Origin of the sequence: Nostoc sp. JL34, assembly GCF_017114945.1 — a bacterium.
Lineage (GTDB): Bacteria > Cyanobacteriota > Cyanobacteriia > Cyanobacteriales > Nostocaceae > Nostoc.
Window position 1 is genome coordinate 1 of record NZ_JABXKQ010000182.1, and the last position, 18,467, is coordinate 18,467.

Below are 18,467 nucleotides of genomic sequence, written 5' to 3' on the forward strand. Positions count from 1 at the left end.
AACGGAGTTCTGAGGTGGATTCATCCAGTTCAAAGGTGGATGAACGGAGTTCTGAGGTGGATTCATCCAGTTCAAAGGTGGATGAACGGAGTTCTGATATGGATTCATCCAGTTCAAAGGTGGATGAACGAAGTTCTAACTCTCTTCTGCCCCTCTGCTCCCCTGCTCCCCTGCTCCTCTGCTCCCCCTCATTTCCCTCATCCCCCTTGTTTGTGATCAAAAGCCTCCCCAACTCTTCCACCCAGTTGGTGTAAACGCGCATTACCACCGGCAAATAATCTTGAGTACCGATCGCTTTATTCTTTAAAGCTGGTATCAGTCCCGCATTCACCAGGGAACTTTTACCCACACCCGATTGCCCATGAATTACTATCAGCTTATAATCAGGGCGACCCATACGTTCAATTAAACGTTCTATATCCAACAGGCGACCAGATGCAGCAATTTCTGGGGCTATATTTCCTTGGGGAGAGTTTGAGCGCAATGTCTCTACAAATGCCTGTTTTGTAGCTTCTAACCTCCCCGCACCAATAAAAGCCCGCAAACCAAATTGCTGTTCAATAGAACGCTGTTGCTGTTTAATTTTGTATGCTTTGAGATATTCTTTCTGCTCAAAATAAAGCTGCTGCAAAAATCTGAGAATATCTAAGTAAAGCCTGACATCTTCTAGGGGATTACCCACATCCCTAGCAGTTTCTAAGCTGAGAGTTGCCTGTTGAATTTGACCTAAATGGTATTGAGAACGACCTAAAATAAACTGATATAAGCTCAAATCTTTTGATTTTAAAACCTTTTTGGGAATCTCAGCTAAAACCCCTGATATATTCGCTGATTCCAAATTGGGAATTGCGGCAAAAACTTCCAAGGCTTGCTGAACAAGCTGATTTGCTTTCACCCAGTCTTTTTGAGCCAAAGCCACCTCAGCTAAAAAACCGTAATCCTTGGCTAATTCCCTTGGCTGATTGTTAGTTTGATGTATTACTAAAGCCTGTTCAGAAAGACTCTGCAACGTTTCCCACTTTTGTAAGTCTCGCAAAATATCACCGAATTTAATTGCTGTATTAGCAATTAAATCTGGACTTTGAAACTGGTTAATAAAATTTATATATTCTTGAACATAATACCCAGCAGCTTGCCAATCTGGATGATTGATATCTTGATTTTTAAAAGCTTTGAGATAATAACCAACGCCAATCTCACCGAGGATTTTTACCTGCCGTTCTAAATTACTACTTTGCTGCCAGAGCTTATAAGCTTTTTGATAATGCTGTAGCGCCAAATCTTTCTGATTATTTATCTGTTTGATAAAACCTAACAAAGATTCTAAATCAGCTTGAATTTCTAAATTATAAACATCCGGATTGTTGAGTAAATATCTTTGCGCTGCTTCTAGCTCGTTATCCAGTTTGATATATACATATTTGCTAAATTTTAAGTTATTACTAAACCATTGATTAGCAGTTTCGATGATAAAATCTACTAATTCCTGTGTTGATATAGCAAAATTTCTCGTAGTCGCCCAACTTTCCAAATCTGGCGCAAACTGTATTAGTTGCTTGTAGATTTCATCGTCAATCCACAACACTAAGGGAAAAGCAAAATTCTTGCGAAACTCTTCCCGCACCTGATTAGCAGAAGTTAACATCACAGACAAATTCGGCACTGATTCCAAACCGACAACCATCACACAGGCTGGTATTTCTTCGCCCAATTCTTCCTGAATCGCAGTATAAAGAGTCCTGTTTGATTGCTGCACCGTCAAGACACGAATTTCGACTTGACAAATTTCCCGCAATCTGGAGATTAAGCGATCGCGCAAGCTAGCATAATTACACCGGGCCAAAATCAGCTTAAACTGTCCCACAGAGGACTCAATCGCCCAAGCTAATTGTTGCAGTCCCTTTTCATTTTCAGGTTGCTGTGAATCTGTCATACCAATTTGGAATTTTGGATTTTGGATTAAAAGAGCCAGGGTGAATAGCAAGTGTAGGGTGTGTTATCGCGAAGCGTAACGACCGAAAACCAGAGATTGTGTGTTACGGAAGAAGTAGTAGCGTGTCAAGACTAAAATATTGCAATAAATTTTCTTGTGGTTCTTGTGGGGCGGGCATCTTGCCCGCCAATTAGGACGGGCTAGAAGCCCATCCCACAAGAGTTTGCTAATGCACAAATTTAGTCTTGACACGCTACTACCGTTAAGAAACGTTCAACTCCCTGGCTTCTGCCAAAACGGGATTAACATCAAACCAAGACTCGCCACCATCCCGATATTCAAATACAAACCGACTGCGAATCAGTTTTTGATATCCGTGGTCATCACTCACCTTTTTCCTTTCCTTGACATGACGTAATAATTGCCACTCATCCTCAGAAATCGGTAACATGATTTCATTCCGCCGAGAACGAATAACTTGCTCTAAGGTTTTACGAGTTAGGGGAAGACTCATTTCTTCCGTAATCCAGGTATTCAGCAGCCTCAGCACGTCCCGCACATGACCACCGCTCATTTTACATAACCGCTCTAGGCTAGCAGCACTATCAAAAATCTCGGTAACCTTATTTAAACGCTCCTCTGGTGCAAAGTCAGGAAAAGCTCTCGCTAATACCATCTGCTGCATGAGTGCCATTCCCTCTACATGAACACTGCCATCAGTCCTTTGTACAGGTACCATTGGTAACACCTTGGGATCTTCTGGGAAACGCTGAGTCAGCATTCCGTAATCATTGGAAAACTTCAAAGATAAGGGCATGGTGTAGATGAGATGACAATTCAACTTCGTCAAAAACTCACCCTGATCGACAAATAAATATTCTTGCTGCGGACGACCCCAAGGTTTGGCACGATTATCTATGCGGTCAAGATTATCGACAATTACCACCAGACCATTTTTACCTTGCTGTTTGAGTTTAGCGATCGCAGGTTCCAATAATTCTTGATTAATCGCTTCTAACAACTTAGTTTTTTGCGGTGCTAAATACTGATTGAGTTTTTCTCGCAGGGTTGGGTCATTTTTCATCTTGGTGGTGATTTCACCAATGCCCACAGACAGAGAAAGCTTTTCTTTTTCAGAGATGACACCAAAATCGCCGATATTCGGAACCTTAACTTTTACCCCCGTAACTTCGGAGTTTAAGACCTTCCAAGCACCATGCAGCAACTCATTAAACTTATTAGGTGACTCCAGTGTAATTTTATCCAGACTTTGACTCACCCGCCGAGCGATCGCTAGCAGCACATCAGCAATATCAACATCAGTCATTTCCAAATCGTCACTGGACTCAAAATAGACGACGTGGAAGCCTAACTTTTCCAGTTCTGCCTGTAACCGTAATAATTCTGTCGATTTTCCACAACCAATATGCCCAGTAAATAAAGTGCAAGTGGGTTCATTCGGCTTAAAAAAAGTAATCTTCTGCTTCAACTTGTGAAGAATATCCCCACCTCGTACCGAGGAAAAATCTATGTAATACTTGCCATCAGAGCTATTGTTGACAAACAGAGTTCTGCTGGGATCGCTAGCCTGATAAAATTCCCGTAAATCTATGGGCATAATACTGGTAGTGCAATTATCTCGTATTGTCTTAGATATCCTTGTTCAACAGGATAAAGTTATTTACATCTTTGCATCTCAATATTTCGGAGAATTTTCGCTTTTGCTGCCTCAAAGATGAGCAAATGGGTTATTAACTCTGCAAAAACAACATTTCACCAACTCGGAGCAAATTCTCTGCGTGCCTATGTGCCCCTACCTTGCGGCGAGGAGAAGCGCATCTGTCTTGAAAAATATGAATTTATCTGCAAAAACCGACACTCTTTTTTGATACTATTTAAGATCGGACTCTTTAAATACTGATTGACGTATGAGCAAAGGTACCCTGTTTGACAAAGTTTGGGACTTACACACCGTTGGTACACTTCCCTCAGGGCTGACGCAACTATTTATCGGGCTTCACCTAATTCATGAAGTCACCAGTCCCCAAGCCTTTGCTATGTTACGCGAGAGGGATCTAAAAGTACTGTTTCCAGAGCGAACTGTCGCCACTGTCGATCATATTGTGCCCACAGAAAATCAGGCGCGTCCCTTTGCTGATAGCTTGGCAGAGGAAATGATCCAGGCGCTCGAAAATAACTGTCAAGAAAATAACATAACTTTTTACAACATCGGTTCTGGCAGTCAGGGTATAGTTCACGTCATCGCTCCCGAACTTGGGCTGACCCAACCAGGAATGACGATCGCTTGTGGAGATAGTCACACATCAAGTCATGGGGCATTTGGTGCGATCGCATTTGGTATCGGTACTAGCCAAGTCCGCGATGTTCTCGCTTCCCAAACTCTCGCTCTCTCCAAACTGAAAGTCCGCAAAATTGAAGTTAACGGCACTCTCAACCCAGGAGTTTACGCCAAAGATGTCATCCTGCATATCATCCGCACCCTTGGCGTGAAAGGTGGTGTAGGCTATGGCTACGAATTTGCAGGGACTACCTTTGAGCAAATGAACATGGAAGAGAGGATGACTGTCTGCAATATGGCGATCGAAGGTGGTGCTAGATGCGGCTACGTCAATCCCGATCAAGTCACCTACGATTACCTCAAAGGCAGAGATTTTGCACCCAAAGATGCAGATTGGGATAAAGCAGTGGCTTGGTGGAATTCCATCAAGAGCGATACTGATGCCCAATATGATGATGTGGTGGTATTCGACGCTGCGTCAATTCCTCCTACCGTCACTTGGGGGATTACTCCCGGTCAAGGTATCGGTGTCAACCAGTCAGTCCCTCAACCAGAAGAACTGCTGGAAGAAGACCGATTTATTGCCGAAGAAGCTTATCGCTATATGGATTTATATCCTGGCCAACCCATCAAGGGCACTAAAATCGATGTCTGCTTTATTGGTAGTTGCACCAACGGCAGAATTAGTGATTTACGGGAAGCGGCAAAAATCGCCAAAGGTCGCCACGTTGCAGAAGGAATCAAAGCCTTCGTTGTCCCTGGTTCTGAACGAGTGAAGGAAGAGGCGGAAGCTGAAGGACTGGATAAAATCTTTCAGGAAGCCGGATTTGAATGGCGGGAACCGGGATGTTCTATGTGTCTAGCCATGAACCCCGATAAGTTACAAGGAAGACAAATCAGTGCTTCCTCCTCCAACCGCAACTTTAAAGGCAGACAGGGTTCCTCTTCCGGTCGGACATTGTTAATGAGTCCGGCGATGGTGGCCACTGCTGCAATTAAAGGCGAAGTCTCTGATGTGCGCGAGTTGCTGTAATTTTGGGGATTGGGGACTGGGGATTGGGGACTGGGAATTGAAAGTTTACTTATTCCCGACTCCCTCATCTTCCCTAGTCCCTAGTCCCCAGTCCCCAATCCCTTTTTCAAAAGGCTGTCATTGCAAGAATAGATAAAGTTTATGGTGAGTGAAGTTAAAACAGTTTCAGGGCGCGGTATACCTTTAGTGGGTAATGATATAGATACCGATCGCATCATTCCCGCGCGATATTTAAAAGCCGTTACCTTTGATGGCTTAGGTGAAGGCGCGTTTATCGATGACCGGACAGCACTTAAAGGTGAACATGCCTTTGACCAACCCCAATACCAAGGGGCAAATATTTTAATAGTCAACCGCAACTTTGGCTGTGGTTCATCACGGGAACACGCTCCCCAAGCGATCGCAAAATGGGGGATTCAAGCTTTAATCGGTGAAAGTTTCGCCGAAATCTTTTTCGGTAACTGTGTGGCAATGGGCATACCTTGTCTGACAGCCGATGCTGTTACTGTTAAACAACTGCAAGATTTAGTCGCTGCCAATCCTCAAACCACCGTGACAGTAAATCTGGAAACCTTGCAAGTGCAAATTGATGATTACACTGCCCCAGTTGCGATCGGTGAAGGTACAAGAAGCACATTTATTTCTGGAACTTGGGACGCTTGCGGTCAGTTGGTGGCAAATGCTGACCAAGTTCGGGCAACATCTGCAAAATTACCCTACGTGGCTTGGGGCAATTTAGCCGCAAGTTAGCATTCTCTCTCTCGTTCCCTGGCTCTGCCGGGGAATGTTAATTTATAACTTTTTTGCATTATTTCAGTTAGAGCTAACAATAGCTCAATCTATTTCAGATTTGGCATAGTAGATATAGATATATATAAAGCCAAGTAATTCTAGACTATGCCATTAATAAACCCTCCTCTCACTAAAGAAGATTTTATTAACTCTCGCTGGCAAAACGTGGTTAATAGCAGCGATAGAAAAGAGTGTGGTGCTTATAACAGAGTCTTCTGGAACAAGGCACAAGAAGCAAAGGAAGCAGGAAATTTCAGAGAACAGTTTGTCTTTGAGATTCTAGTGGTTGTGACTGATGCTGCAATCCAACCGCGATCAAATGAGAAGTTTTTGGCTAAATTTGTTGAGCGCTTGACAGATGAACATCTAGATTTTTTGGCTGAGATTGTGGGTGAAGTCTCAGATCCAGAGCTTCAAGCACGAATTGCAGATATTCTCTGGACAAGCAAACGACGTGACTCTTATAAAATGGCGCAGTTAGCAGTCACAGATTACTTAAAATCTGCCGCAGAATTAGAATATCTTGAAAACTGGACTTTGTGTTTCGCTAAAATTGAACGGGCGCTCTGGCTAGCATGCAAAATTAATCATAAATTTGAAGATGTTGTTGCACATATAGAGAGAGTTCTTGAACGCTGCAATGGAGAAGATCCAAAGTTTTTATCAGCAAAGCTTATGGAGCTTTTACAGGAACACAAACGCGGTAATTTTAAGAAATACGCTGCTTTGGCTGAGAAAGCCGCAACCATATCAGAATCAGCGAATGATTGGCGTAGAGCAAGAAACTATTGGGAAATTAAAGCACAATGGCATCGTCTTGAAAAAGATGCAAAACAGGAACGTACAGCGCAAATGCAGGCTGCTGAAACCTATGTCAAAGAAGCTGAAGATAGCCTTAAGGGTACAGATGCAAGCTACCTAAAAGCGTCACATTTTATGGAGAAAGCTTTTGAAGCTTTCATGAATGTCCGAGGTACTAAGGAAGAAACTATCGCTGCAAAAGAAAGAGCCGAAGAGGTTCGCAAGCTTCGTAGCGAGTATCAGGAACAATCCTTAAATGAGTTAGTTTCTATGTCTCATGAAACAGATATTAGTGTTCAAGTAAATATAGCCAGATCGCACGTTAAAGGTAAAGAATTTTATAATGCACTCTTTTCTCTAGCATTTCTAGGAACACCACCTAAAGTGTCTCAGCTTCGACAAGAAGTCTTGGAAATAGCTGTTGAAAATCCCATATATCATTTATTCCCATCTTCAATGATTAATCAGATGGGTAAAGTTGTAGCTCGTCAACCCAAGTTAGGCTTATCCAATAATCCAGAGCAGGTAGAAGAATCAATTCGTTTTGAGATGTACAAAAATGCAATCTACTATCAACAACTTCAGGCTCTAGCTTATACTGAGCCAGCAAAGTATAAAATAAATTTGGAACATAATGTACAAATAGAAGACTTATTTCCAATTGTTTCAAATAACCCCTTTGTGCCACCAGGTAGAGAACAGCAGTTTGCCAAAGGTCTTTACGCTGGACTAACCGGAGACTTCTTCACATCCACGCATATTCTCATTCCTCAAATTGAGAATTCTATCCGTTATCTACTCCGAAAACACGGTGCTTTACCCTCAAAAATTGATATCGATAAGGGAATTGAAGATGAGCGTGATTTGAATACTACTCTTTTCGCCCGCAACTATCCACAAATAAACTCAATTTTTGATGAAGACACACTTTTTGATCTCCAAGGTTTGCTAATTGAACGTTCTGGTTCAAATTTAAGAAACCGCATGGCTCACGGTTTAATTAATGATGGTGAATTCAACAGCCCTATTATGTCTTACTTATGGTGGGTCACATTACGGCTTTGTTGTTTGCCAATCTTGAAACAGCAACAGCAGGTTGAAGAGTCCAATCCTTGGGTTAAGTTTGATGGTATTTTCAAAGATGACCCACTTTTTGATGATTTTGTAGAAGATATGGCTGTAAATCGAAGTGAATTAGATGCAGAAGTCGCTGCTTATGAGGCTTCCTTAGAGGAGAATCAATCAGCTTGAGCCAATATATCCTCGATACCGATCATGTTACTCTTTCTCAACATGGTAATTCTAAAATTCTACAACGCGCTCAAGCTGTCGGAAGTTCCAACATATTTATTACAACAGTCACGCTCGAAGAACAGTTGAAAGGCAGACTAGCTTCTATCAGCAAATGTGCTACTAAACCAGAACTGTTAGCAGTTGCTCATCGAAATTTGCGAATAACCCAGATTTACTTTTGTAGTATGAATTTGTTGGAGTTCGATGATGCAGCCTACAATTCTTACCAGCGTTTACGCCAGCAAAAAATCCAGGTAGGTACACAAGACTTAAGAATTGCTGCGATCGCTCTTGCTAAGAGGGCAATTGTCGTTACGCGTAATCAAAAAGATTTTAGCAAAGTTCCTAATTTATGTCTTGAAGATTGGACTATAGATGGGTATTCTTAAAAGCTGGAAATTCAGTTACCCACGAAATAGCTTTAATCAAAAGACAACGTTTATTTAAACAAGAAAAGTAATTAATATATTATAATTATTAGGGTTTTTAAACTAAATGGATTGATATGCGTTTACCTATCATTGTCAGTGCAACACTATTGCTATCTCTAGGTCTGAACCTCCCAGCGATTTCTCAAACTACCCCTGAGAAAACACAATGTCAAACGAATAATAACTTGAATTTAAGACAATTAAATTTTAATCGCCGTTTGTGGAATCAGGCAAATATTTCTAACTATCGCATTACAGTTAGCAACAGTTGCTTTTGTATACCAGATGCTAGAGGGCCAGTAGTGATTGAAGTCCGGAATGGTCAAACAACTTCAATCACTTCTGTAGCTACAGGTCAACCAGTTAATCCGCAATTATTTCAACAATACAAAACAATTCCCAAGCTTTTTAATGTAATTCAAGATGGTATAAACCGTAAGGCATCCAGCCTGGATGTCCGCTACGAGCCTAAACTCGGCTATCCAACCCAAATTAATATCGATTACAACAGTCAAATAGCTGATGAAGAAATCTTTTTGACAATTGAGAAGTTTCAGCAAATTAAATAGATATTAAGCAGATTATTTCCGCTCAATTTCTACGAAGAATAGGGGTAAAGTAGCAACTTCAAAAGAAGATTTAATATTTTACTTTACTCAAAAAAGGTGATGGCGATCGCCTTTAACAAAAATTAACAATTCGATTAAGTTATATTGATTTTCCGCGAATTATTCTCAATTATTCCACGATTTTGTTATCTTTGAGCGCTTGACTAAAAACAGTAACTTCTGATATTCTCAAATTACTCGATAAGATTAGCGCTTACTGTGAGTTTCTGCGCCAATTGCGTTCAAAGTAGCTTTACTGATACCACGCTAAAATTTAACTTTTTACAGATGGCTTGAAATCGTACACCCATTTGTGAAAATCATCATTAAGACTCATTTGGCGCTCTTGCGTCTGCCCACTAGATGCCACAAAGTTAGCGTCGTAGTACCGCATCTCACCCAAGGCACTACGAGCTTGGATGGGTTTTGTCCGCTCAATGCGACGCTGTTCGTAGCTAGTCAGAGCTTCTTGCAGATTAGCTGAATCAGAAAAACACTCTCCCAGTTCGTATGCATCTTCAAAAGTGGTATTGGCTCCTTGTCCCATAGCAGGTGCCATCGGATGAGCAGCATCGCCTAAGAGAGTGACTCTGCTTTGACTCCAGTGAGTTAACGGCGGGCGATCGCAAATCGGCCCTTCCCAAATTTGCTCGGCTGGTGTTGCTTCAACCACCGCCCGAAAAGATTCATCCCAATCAGCTAATTCATGGAGAATACGAGATTTCACCTCATCGGCGCTGTGGGAAAGGGAGTATTCAGGCGAGAACTTGCGACTAATCCAACTGGTATAACCGCCGCCCACATTGAGAATGTACATGAACTGTTGATTGCCTTTGACAAAGACTAATTCATAGTCATTAAATAGCTCGTGGTGATATTTAATGACAGCACGCCAACACATACTACCGATATAATTAGGTTGACCCTCGCCAAATAAAGTTTCTCTGATCACAGAGTTGACGCCATCAGCCCCAATCAGCAAATCAGCATATACCGATTTTTCGCCATCAAAGTGAATTTTCACACCGTTTTCATCTTGCTGAAAGCCGATGCAGCGATGATTGAGATGAATGATGTCAGAGGGCAATCGAGAGGCCAGAACTTGCTGCAAACGATACCACCAAACAGTCAACAAAGGTTGTCCGTATTGCTCTAAATATTTAGTTGTGTTAGTTCGGATTGTTTCTCCCTGAATATTCTTTAAAACCGTGTGGTGAACCTCGCACCCTGAACTTTTGAGGGCTTCGACAATTCCCGGCGCGATCGCATCTAAAGAATTCAAGCCATTAGGAGCTAGTCCTAGTCCAGTTCCAGCCGGACGAAATTCTTGAGCTTTTTCGTATACTTGAACGTCTATCCCTTGGCTTCTCAGTGCGATCGCAGTAGCCAAACCGCCTGGGCCTGCACCGACAATGGCAACTTTTTCTACTATGGGTTTGGATAATTTCTGAGTTAGATTTTTGTTCATATTTAGAAGTCAGAATATCCTCAAGAATACATACGCTTCTTTCATATCTAAAGCCAGTTGCTCTGCAACTTCATCTTTCAGCCAGTCCCACAGTCGTTATTCTGACTCCTGAATCCTTTTTTAGTCAATCTTCCTTAAGAATTAACTTTGAATTAGTTTTTTAATGGGTTGTCAACAAAGAGGACAAGGCCAAGTTAGCGCTTCATGCCCTCTGCTATTGCCGTTATCTTGCTGAATTTTAAATGTCAGGAAGTTAGAGAATGTTTGAAAAGTTTTTTTGGTAACATCTAAACCTCGAAAACCTAACCCCCCAGCCCCCATTCCCTACAAGGGAATGAGGGTTTCAAAGCCTCTTGACCTTTTGGGGAGAGGAATGGAAGCGGGATTTTGAGTATACTTTACAACTTTTCAAACAACCTCTTAAACTAGAACATCCTCAGACTTTTTATCGCTACTATAGTAACAGTGGAAATAAATCTGGTAGGTATTTAACAACCGACAAATATAAAATAAATGTAGAAATAATCAAGAATTTAGCTCTCAATCAAGAAAGCTGTAGGGACGAAGGAATGATGTAATTATTATCTGTATGAAACATGGAAGAAAATTCTTTAGCTCCAACAACTTCAAACTCATTTACCCAAGAATTGAAAATATTGGGTTCAGAGGAAGTAGAATTATCGTTGAATGTCAATAATATCTCCTACTCAGTCAAGCTAGAACCTCGTGTTACTTTACTAGATGCACTACGAGAAAAGCTGGGTCTGATGGGAACTAAAAAAGCTTGCGATCGCGGTGAATGTGGTGCATGTACTGTATTAGTTGATAATCGGCGAATCAACTCCTGTATGACTCTAGCAGTCATGCACATCGGGAGTGAAATTATCACAATTGAGGGATTAGCACAAGATGGCAAACTCCACCCCATGCAAACAGCCTTTATCACCCATGATGCTTTTCAATGTGGTTACTGTACATCGGGTCAAATTCTCTCAGCCGTGGGAATGATATTAGAAGAATCGCCGAAATCTGAGGCAGAAATTCGAGAAAAGATGAGTGGAAACCTTTGCCGTTGTGGAGCATACCCTAATATTATTGCCGCAATTCGCGATGTGCTAGAGGAAATGGAAGATGCAGCCATTTAGTTATGCTAAAGTTACCTCAGAAGAGACTGCGATCGCCACAGTTGAGCAAGACAAAACTGCTGCATTTATTGCTGGTGGTACAGATTTACTGGGATTGATGAAGGATGGAGTTCAAACAGCAAATATATTAATTGATATTAATAGTTTGCCCTTAGCAGATATTGAATCTCAAGCTAATGGAATCCGCATTGGTGCTATCTCTCGAATGAGTGATGTGGCTTTTCATCCCAAAATTCAGGAATGTTATCCAGTAATTAGCCAAGCTTTATTACAAAGTGCTTCACCGCAATTGCGAAATATGGCAACAGTGGGCGGTAATTTATTGCAACGAGTCCGCTGTGGTTACTTTCGCGATCCAGTTTTTCCTTGTAATAAACGCACTCCAGGTATTGGTTGTTCAGCAATTACAGGTTACAATCGAATGCACGCTATTTTCGGAGCTAGCGAACATTGTATTGCTGTGCATCCCTCCGATTTAGCTGTAGCTTTGACGGCATTAGATGCAGTAATTTGCATCCAAGGGGTAGAACAATCACGGCGAATTTCAATTCATGATTTTTATCTCTTACCAGGTGAGACACCAGCAAAAGAAACTCTATTACAGCCTGGAGAATTAATTGTTGCCATTGAAGTTCCAGATTTTGCATATAAGTCTCATTATTTAAAAGTAAGAGATCGTGCTTCTTACGAATTTGCTCTCGTTTCTGTAGCTGTTGCCTTAAAGATAGGAGAAGATATCATCAAATCAGCACGCATCGCTTTTGGAGGAGTCGCACCCAAACCTTGGCGTGCAAGGGAAGCTGAGGAATTTCTCAAAGGGAAAGCAATTAACGAAGATATCTTTACAGCCGCAGCAGAAGCAGCCGTCAAAGAAGCAAAACCGCAAACACACAATGAATTCAAAATTGAATTAGTCAAACGTGCTTTGGTACGCGCACTCTCAGTTGTGGCAGAAGGATTATGAATAAAATTATCGGTAAACCACTCGATCGCGTTGATGGTAGGCTGAAAGTAACAGGAGAAGCACCTTACACAGCCGATGTGCCCATAGAGAATTTAACTTATGGAGTGATTTTTCAAAGCGCGATCGCTAGCGGTAAAATTATCCAAATAGACACATCCGCAGCCGCAATCGCCCCTGGTGTGCTAGATATCCTTACTTACCAACAAACCCCATCTCTGGTAAAGATACCCTTCTTTGGCCCTCAACAACCTCAGTCAACCGAAAAAGACCATAACATCTATTACGATGGTCAACATCTGGGGGTTGTAATTGCCCAAACTTTAGAACAAGCTGAAACTGCTGCCTCTAGAGTAAAAATCATCTACGAAGAAGCCATTTCTACAGTCACAGTGGCAGATGCAGAGGTATTTGAACCTGAATCAATATTTTTTGGCATGATGCCAGCTAAAATCACCAGAGGAGAGATTGAATCGGGGAAAGCCCAAGCAGATGTGATGGTAGAGCAAGTTTATACCACACCAATGGAACATCATAATCCCCTTGAACCTTCTGCAACGATCGCAATCTGGGAAGGGGATAATTTGACGCTGTATGAAACCACTCAAGGCATTTCTGCAACCCAAAGAGGAATTGCATCGATTCTGAATATTCCTCAAGGAAATGTCCGCGTCATCTCCAAATATTTAGGTGGAGGATTTGGTTGTAAAGCATTGCTGCGATCGCATACTATCTTAGCTGCGATCGCATCTCGTCAAGTAAAACGCCCTGTGAAAGTTGTGCTAACGCGATCGCAAATGTACACAGCTTGCGGTCATAGATCCCAAACTCAACAGCAGCTAACGTTAGGTGCAACCAAAGAAGGTAAACTAACCCTCATCAATCACATTGGCACATCCTTAACATCGTTATTTGATGACTTTGTAGAACCAGTGGGTGCAGCCACAATAATGATGTACGCCTGTCCCAATTTAGAAATTAAATATCGTTTGGCACGGATCAATAGTGCCACACCAACCTTTATGCGTGGCCCAGGAGAAGCCACGGGAATGTTTGCCCTAGAATCAGCAATGGATGAACTGGCATACGCCTTAAATATTGACCCAATAGAACTAAGACTAAAAAATCATGCAGATATCGATCCCCACAAAGAATTACCTTGGTCGAGTAAATCCCTAAAAGAATGTTACCAAAAAGGGGCAGAAATTTTTGGTTGGTCACAACGCAACCCAGTTCCCCGTTCCATGCAGGATGGTTATTTCTTGATTGGTTGGGGAATGGCAAGTGCAACATTTCCTACCAACGTTCAAACTGCATCAGTCAAGGTAGAAATTTTTGCCACTGGAGAAGTGAAAGTACAAAGTGGTACTCAAGACATCGGTACTGGCACGTATACAGTGATGACGCAGGTAGCTGCTGAAGTATTAGGTTTACCAGTGCAGTTTGAATTAGGTGATAGCAATCTCCCCAAAGCCCCCATTACAGGGAACTCAATTACCGTTGCTAGTGTTTCTCCGGCGGTGCAGAAAGCAGCGATCGCCGCACGGGATAAAATAATTCAAATGGCGATCGGAGATTCAAATTCTCTACTTTATGAATCTCAAGCAGAAGATATTACCGTCGAGTCAGGGGAAATATTTTTAAAACAAGACCCATTAAAGCGAGACAGCTACACTGATATTCTCCGCCGTCATGGATTAGAAAGTTTAGAAGTTACAGAGGAATCTTCACTTAACCCAGAGAGTAAACAATATGCCAAACACTCATTTGGGGCGATATTTGTGGAAGTTGCAGTCGATGAATTGTTGGGAGAAATCAAAATAAGACGTTGCGTAGGCGTTTATGGTGCAGGGCGAATTCTCAACTTCAAGACAGCCCGGAGTCAAGTTATCGGCGGCATTACCTGGGGAATTGGTATGGCGCTGATGGAGAAAACTGTTATGGATGCTAATCAGGGCAGAATAGTTGGTGCTAACCTTTCCGATTATTTGATTCCTGTACATGCAGATATCCCAAATATGGAAGTGCAATTTGTTGAAGAACACGATCCTTATGTGAATGCACTAGGAACCAAAAGCCTGGGGGAACTTCCGATTGTTGGGGTAGCAGCTGCCATATCTAATGCAGTTTATCATGCCACAGGTAAGCGGATTCGCGATTTGCCAATTACACCAGACAAGTTGTTGTGAGTAAATCGGTTTGTAATTAAAAAGGCGGTTAGAAACCGTGTCTACACAAACAAAACCCACCTCCGTGGGTTTCAAACCCTCAATTTTTCTTAGTCCGCGGAGGCGGACTTTGCCTGTGTAGCCGCGAATTCCATTCGCCTTGGCTCTTTAATTACGAATTACGAATTACGAATTACGAATTACTTTACCGTGCATCGCCAATCAACACAAATGGCGACCAATAAAAAGGATGGGGATATTCTTCAATTAGCTTCAACTTAGCTTTTTGCAAAGCTTCTCCTTTGGTCATACCCTGCTTGAGATTCTGATAAAAATCAACCATCAATTTCTGAGTTGATTTATCATTAACTGCCCATAAAGTTGCCATCACAGCTTTAGCACCGGCACGCTCAAATATATAAGCAACTCCTGCAATACCTTCACCATTGAAATTAGTTTCAGCAGCAGTTTGACAAGCACTGAGCGTTAGCAGTTGTGTACCTTGTAATCCTAAAAGAGCAGCATCGCCAATATTGAGTTGTGTGTCAGCAAATAGTAATGTATTACTTTTTAAATTATATTTTTTGCAGCCTTCATTTTGAAAACAACCATGAGTTGCTAAGTGTATAAATGGGAAGCGCAATGCTAAGGTTTTAAACTTTTCGAGGGTGGCTTGATTGTGGATATAAATTTCACTGTCTGGCAGTATTTCTTTAATCTTTGTGACTTCTACCTCTGCATCTGGCAGATTTTGCGGATCATGAGGTACAGGGTTCCCAAATGCTAAGACAGCTTGTGGTTTGTGAGGTACAACATTTCGCATACCTGGAGATTTTAGGGAATTATTGGAAATACGAGTGAGATAGTTGACAGGATATTTCTGGATCAGGAATTGGTCTGTTTCGCTGTCGTAAAGAGTCTCAAAAGGTAATTGGCGCAGTTTACCAGTAGCAATAATACTCAGTTGTTTAGGTGATAAAGCCTGAATTTTGTCTTCAACAGGACGAATCAGAATATCATAGAGTTTGCCACCGGTTAAAGTGAAGTTACCATCACTGTCATCTTGTATTTCTTTCAGGTATTGAGTAATAAGTTTATTAAATTTAGTTGGATTAATAGTATTTTTAATAACGCTTAACTCGCCTTTTGTGAAGATAAAAAAGGCGATGCTATCAGGCATATCCTTTACATTAGTCAATAAGACAGGTTGAACTACAACCGTTCCTGTAGGTATGGAAGATATCAGTGTTTTAGTATCTGCTGATGTAGTTTCAAGTAGTTCTGCCAACTCAGGAAAACGGCGGGATACCTTTTCGGCTTCTGAGTAAACTTGTGCTTCTAATTGCCGAACTTTTTGGGCTAAAGCTTCAGAAAAATTTTCTTGTAGTTGTAGTCGCAGGGATTCCAATTGCTGATTGTTTTTATTCCAGTCATCAAGGCTATGCTGTGCTTCTGGGTTGGCAACTGTGGCATTAATGAGGCGAGTATAATCAGCCAGATCGGCTGTGGTGAATCGGTTAACCCATTCAAAGGCTTGCTCAGATTTTTTTTGGTTAATAAGAACATAAACTAAAGCAGTTGCCCCATTTTGATTTAAAAATTTTTGGCGATTTTCCCGTTGTAAACCTCGGCGCATTTCTAAGTTTAGTTGGAGAGATTGCTGCAAATTAGTAATAGCTTCAATCGGTCGATTTGTACTTTGGAAGAGTACACCAATATTATCCAAGATGACAGCTTCAGCAGAGCGATTGCCCACAGCACGCAAAAGTGGCAGAGCTTGATTGTAAAAATCGAGTGCTTTTTGTTTTTCTCCTAAAGCGTTGTAGATTGCACCAATATTATTGAGGGTAGTAGCTTCACCAGAGCGATCGCCCACAGCACGTCTTAGGGACAGAGCTTGGTTGAGGTAATCGAGCGCTTTGGGCTTTTGTCCTAAGTCATCGTAGACTCCACCGATGTTATTGAGTGTGGTAGCTTCACCAGAGTGATTGCCCACAGCACGTAAAAGGGGGAGAGCTTGGTTATAAAAATCGAGTGCTTTTTGCTTTTCTCTTAAATCGTCGTAGATTCCACCGATGTTATTGAGTGTGACAGCTTCACCAAAGCGATCGCCTACAGCACGCAAAACGGGTAGAGCTTGGTTGAAGTAATCGAGTGCTTTTTGCTTTTGTCCTAAATCGTCGTAGACTTGACCGATATTATTGAGTGTGATAGCTTCTCCAGAGCGCTCGCCTACAGAAAGATATAGGGGCAGAGCTTGGTTGTAAAAATCGAGTGCTTTTTGCTTTTCTCCTAAACCGTTGTAAACTAGACCTATGTTATTAAGTGTGGTAGCTTCTCCAGAGCGATTGCCTATAGAAAGATATAGAGGCAGAGCTTGGTTGAAGTAATCGAGTGCTTTTTGCTTTTGTCCCAAAGCGTCGTAGACTTGACCGATGTTATTAAGTGTGGCAGCTTCTCCAGAGCGATTGCCTACAGAAAGATATAGAGGCAGAGCTTGGTTGAAGTAATCGAGTGCTTTTTGCTTTTGTCCCAAAGCGTCGTAGACTTGACCGATGTTATTGAGTGCAGTAGCAACATCTGCGCGAGCCCCCATAGCACGATATAGTCGAAGAGCTTGGTTGAAATAACCAAGTGCTTTCTGCTTTTGTTCTAAAGCGTTGTAGACTCCACCGATGTTATTGAGTGTGACAGCTTCTCCAGAGCGATCACTTACAGCACGCAAAAGAGGCAGAGCTTGGTTGTAGAAATCGAGCGCTTTTTGCTTCTGTCCTAAATCGTCGTAGACTTGACCGATGTTATTGAGTGTGGTGGCTTCATTAGAGCGATCGCTTACAGCACGCAAAAGAGGCAGAGCTTGGTTGTAGAAATCGAGTGCTCTCTGCTTTTGTCCTAAATCGGAATAGATTGCACCGATATTACCCAAGGTAGCAGCTTCACCAGAGCGATCGCCCACAGTACGACTAAGGGGTAAAGTTTGATTGAAGTAATCGAGTGCTTTTTGCTTTTGTCCTAAATCGGAATAGATTGCACCGATATTACCCAAGGTAGCAGCTTCACCAGAGCGATTCCCTACAGCACGTAAAAGGGGCAGAGCTTGGTTGTAGAAATCGAGTGCTTTCTGCTTTTGTGCTAAAGCGTCGTAGTTACGCCCAAGTCCAACCAGTGCGATTGCTTCAAATTTCTGGTCTTTGAGTTTTCGTGAAATGGTTAAAGCTTCCTGAAATGTTTGTATTGCTTGTGGATGTTCCTGTTGCTCTGTCAGCTTTATTCCTTGCTCTAGAAGTTTTTCTGTTTCTTGCGATCGTGAGTTCTGAGTTTGCCCCCAGGTGGGTTGAGATATCAGCATTACTGTTAAAGGCGTTAGAGAAACACCCACAGCTAAAAGACTGGTGAGAATTTTTTTCATACAATAGTGCTAGAAGTAGCTGTTTTCAATTGACTATTAGCAACATCAAAGCAGTTGTTGCTAACGGTCAAGCATTGATTGGAAATCTTTGAACATTTGTTGCTAGCATCGAAGCATTTGTTATAA

The 18,467-nt window shown here is 41.9% G+C and carries 11 protein-coding genes and 1 pseudogene; 8 read left to right on the forward strand and 4 right to left on the reverse strand.

Annotated features, from left to right (window positions below):
• Both HWQ44_RS32665 and HWQ44_RS32670 read right to left on the reverse strand, forming a co-directional pair.
• Window positions 1–1,933: pseudogene (locus HWQ44_RS32665) on the reverse strand (ribosome assembly protein 4); the annotation flags it as partial.
• Between the two features lie 262 nt (window positions 1,934–2,195).
• Window positions 2,196–3,551 (reverse strand): AAA family ATPase, encoded by a 1,356-nt coding sequence (locus HWQ44_RS32670; RefSeq protein ID WP_292726525.1) that lies wholly within the window; start codon window positions 3,549–3,551, stop codon window positions 2,196–2,198.
• A gap of 310 nt (window positions 3,552–3,861) precedes the next feature.
• Between HWQ44_RS32670 and leuC the strand changes: the two genes are divergently transcribed.
• From leuC to HWQ44_RS32695, 5 genes are all read left to right on the forward strand, one after another.
• Window positions 3,862–5,265, forward strand: coding sequence for a 3-isopropylmalate dehydratase large subunit (leuC, locus tag HWQ44_RS32675; protein WP_292726526.1), 1,404 nt, complete (start codon window positions 3,862–3,864; stop codon window positions 5,263–5,265).
• Window positions 5,266–5,406: 141 nt separating this feature from the next.
• Entirely contained in the window at window positions 5,407–6,015 is a 609-nt protein-coding gene (gene leuD / locus HWQ44_RS32680) for a 3-isopropylmalate dehydratase small subunit (RefSeq protein WP_292726528.1), read from the forward strand.
• Window positions 6,016–6,345: 330 nt separating this feature from the next.
• The gene (locus tag HWQ44_RS32685; RefSeq protein WP_292726530.1) at window positions 6,346–8,109 is read left to right on the forward strand and encodes a DUF4209 domain-containing protein; all 1,764 of its coding nucleotides are present in this window, start codon (window positions 6,346–6,348) and stop codon (window positions 8,107–8,109) included.
• Complete coding sequence (locus HWQ44_RS32690; protein ID WP_292726532.1) at window positions 8,106–8,540, forward strand: type II toxin-antitoxin system VapC family toxin; 435 nt, start codon at window positions 8,106–8,108, stop codon at window positions 8,538–8,540. Before HWQ44_RS32685 ends, HWQ44_RS32690 begins: the two co-directional genes overlap by 4 nt.
• A 116-nt stretch (window positions 8,541–8,656) precedes the next feature.
• Window positions 8,657–9,151, forward strand: a complete 495-nt coding sequence (locus tag HWQ44_RS32695) for a DUF6174 domain-containing protein (RefSeq protein ID WP_292726534.1) — start codon at window positions 8,657–8,659, stop codon at window positions 9,149–9,151.
• 313 nt (window positions 9,152–9,464) lie between these two features.
• Here HWQ44_RS32695 and HWQ44_RS32700 read toward each other — a convergent pair whose 3' ends face one another.
• Window positions 9,465–10,658 carry an NAD(P)/FAD-dependent oxidoreductase gene (locus HWQ44_RS32700; protein ID WP_292726535.1) on the reverse strand — a complete coding sequence of 398 codons (1,194 nt, stop codon included), beginning with the start codon at window positions 10,656–10,658 and terminating at the stop codon, window positions 9,465–9,467.
• A gap of 596 nt (window positions 10,659–11,254) precedes the next feature.
• On the opposite strand from HWQ44_RS32700, the gene HWQ44_RS32705 reads away from it, so the two are divergent.
• The 3 genes from HWQ44_RS32705 to HWQ44_RS32715 are packed head-to-tail and all read left to right on the forward strand — an operon-like array spanning window position 11,255 to window position 14,953.
• Window positions 11,255–11,803, forward strand: a complete 549-nt coding sequence (locus HWQ44_RS32705) for a (2Fe-2S)-binding protein (RefSeq protein ID WP_292726536.1) — start codon at window positions 11,255–11,257, stop codon at window positions 11,801–11,803.
• Window positions 11,790–12,767, forward strand: coding sequence for a xanthine dehydrogenase family protein subunit M (locus HWQ44_RS32710; protein ID WP_292726538.1), 978 nt, complete (start codon window positions 11,790–11,792; stop codon window positions 12,765–12,767). Before HWQ44_RS32705 ends, HWQ44_RS32710 begins: the two co-directional genes overlap by 14 nt.
• Complete coding sequence (locus HWQ44_RS32715) at window positions 12,764–14,953, forward strand: xanthine dehydrogenase family protein molybdopterin-binding subunit (RefSeq protein WP_292726540.1); 2,190 nt, start codon at window positions 12,764–12,766, stop codon at window positions 14,951–14,953. The genes HWQ44_RS32710 and HWQ44_RS32715 overlap by 4 nt, the downstream gene beginning before the upstream one ends.
• 184 nt (window positions 14,954–15,137) lie before the next feature.
• On the opposite strand, the gene HWQ44_RS32720 is transcribed toward HWQ44_RS32715, so the two are convergent.
• Entirely contained in the window at window positions 15,138–18,341 is a 3,204-nt protein-coding gene (locus HWQ44_RS32720) for a tetratricopeptide repeat protein (RefSeq protein WP_292726542.1), read from the reverse strand.
• Between the last annotated feature and the right edge of the window lie 126 nt (window positions 18,342–18,467).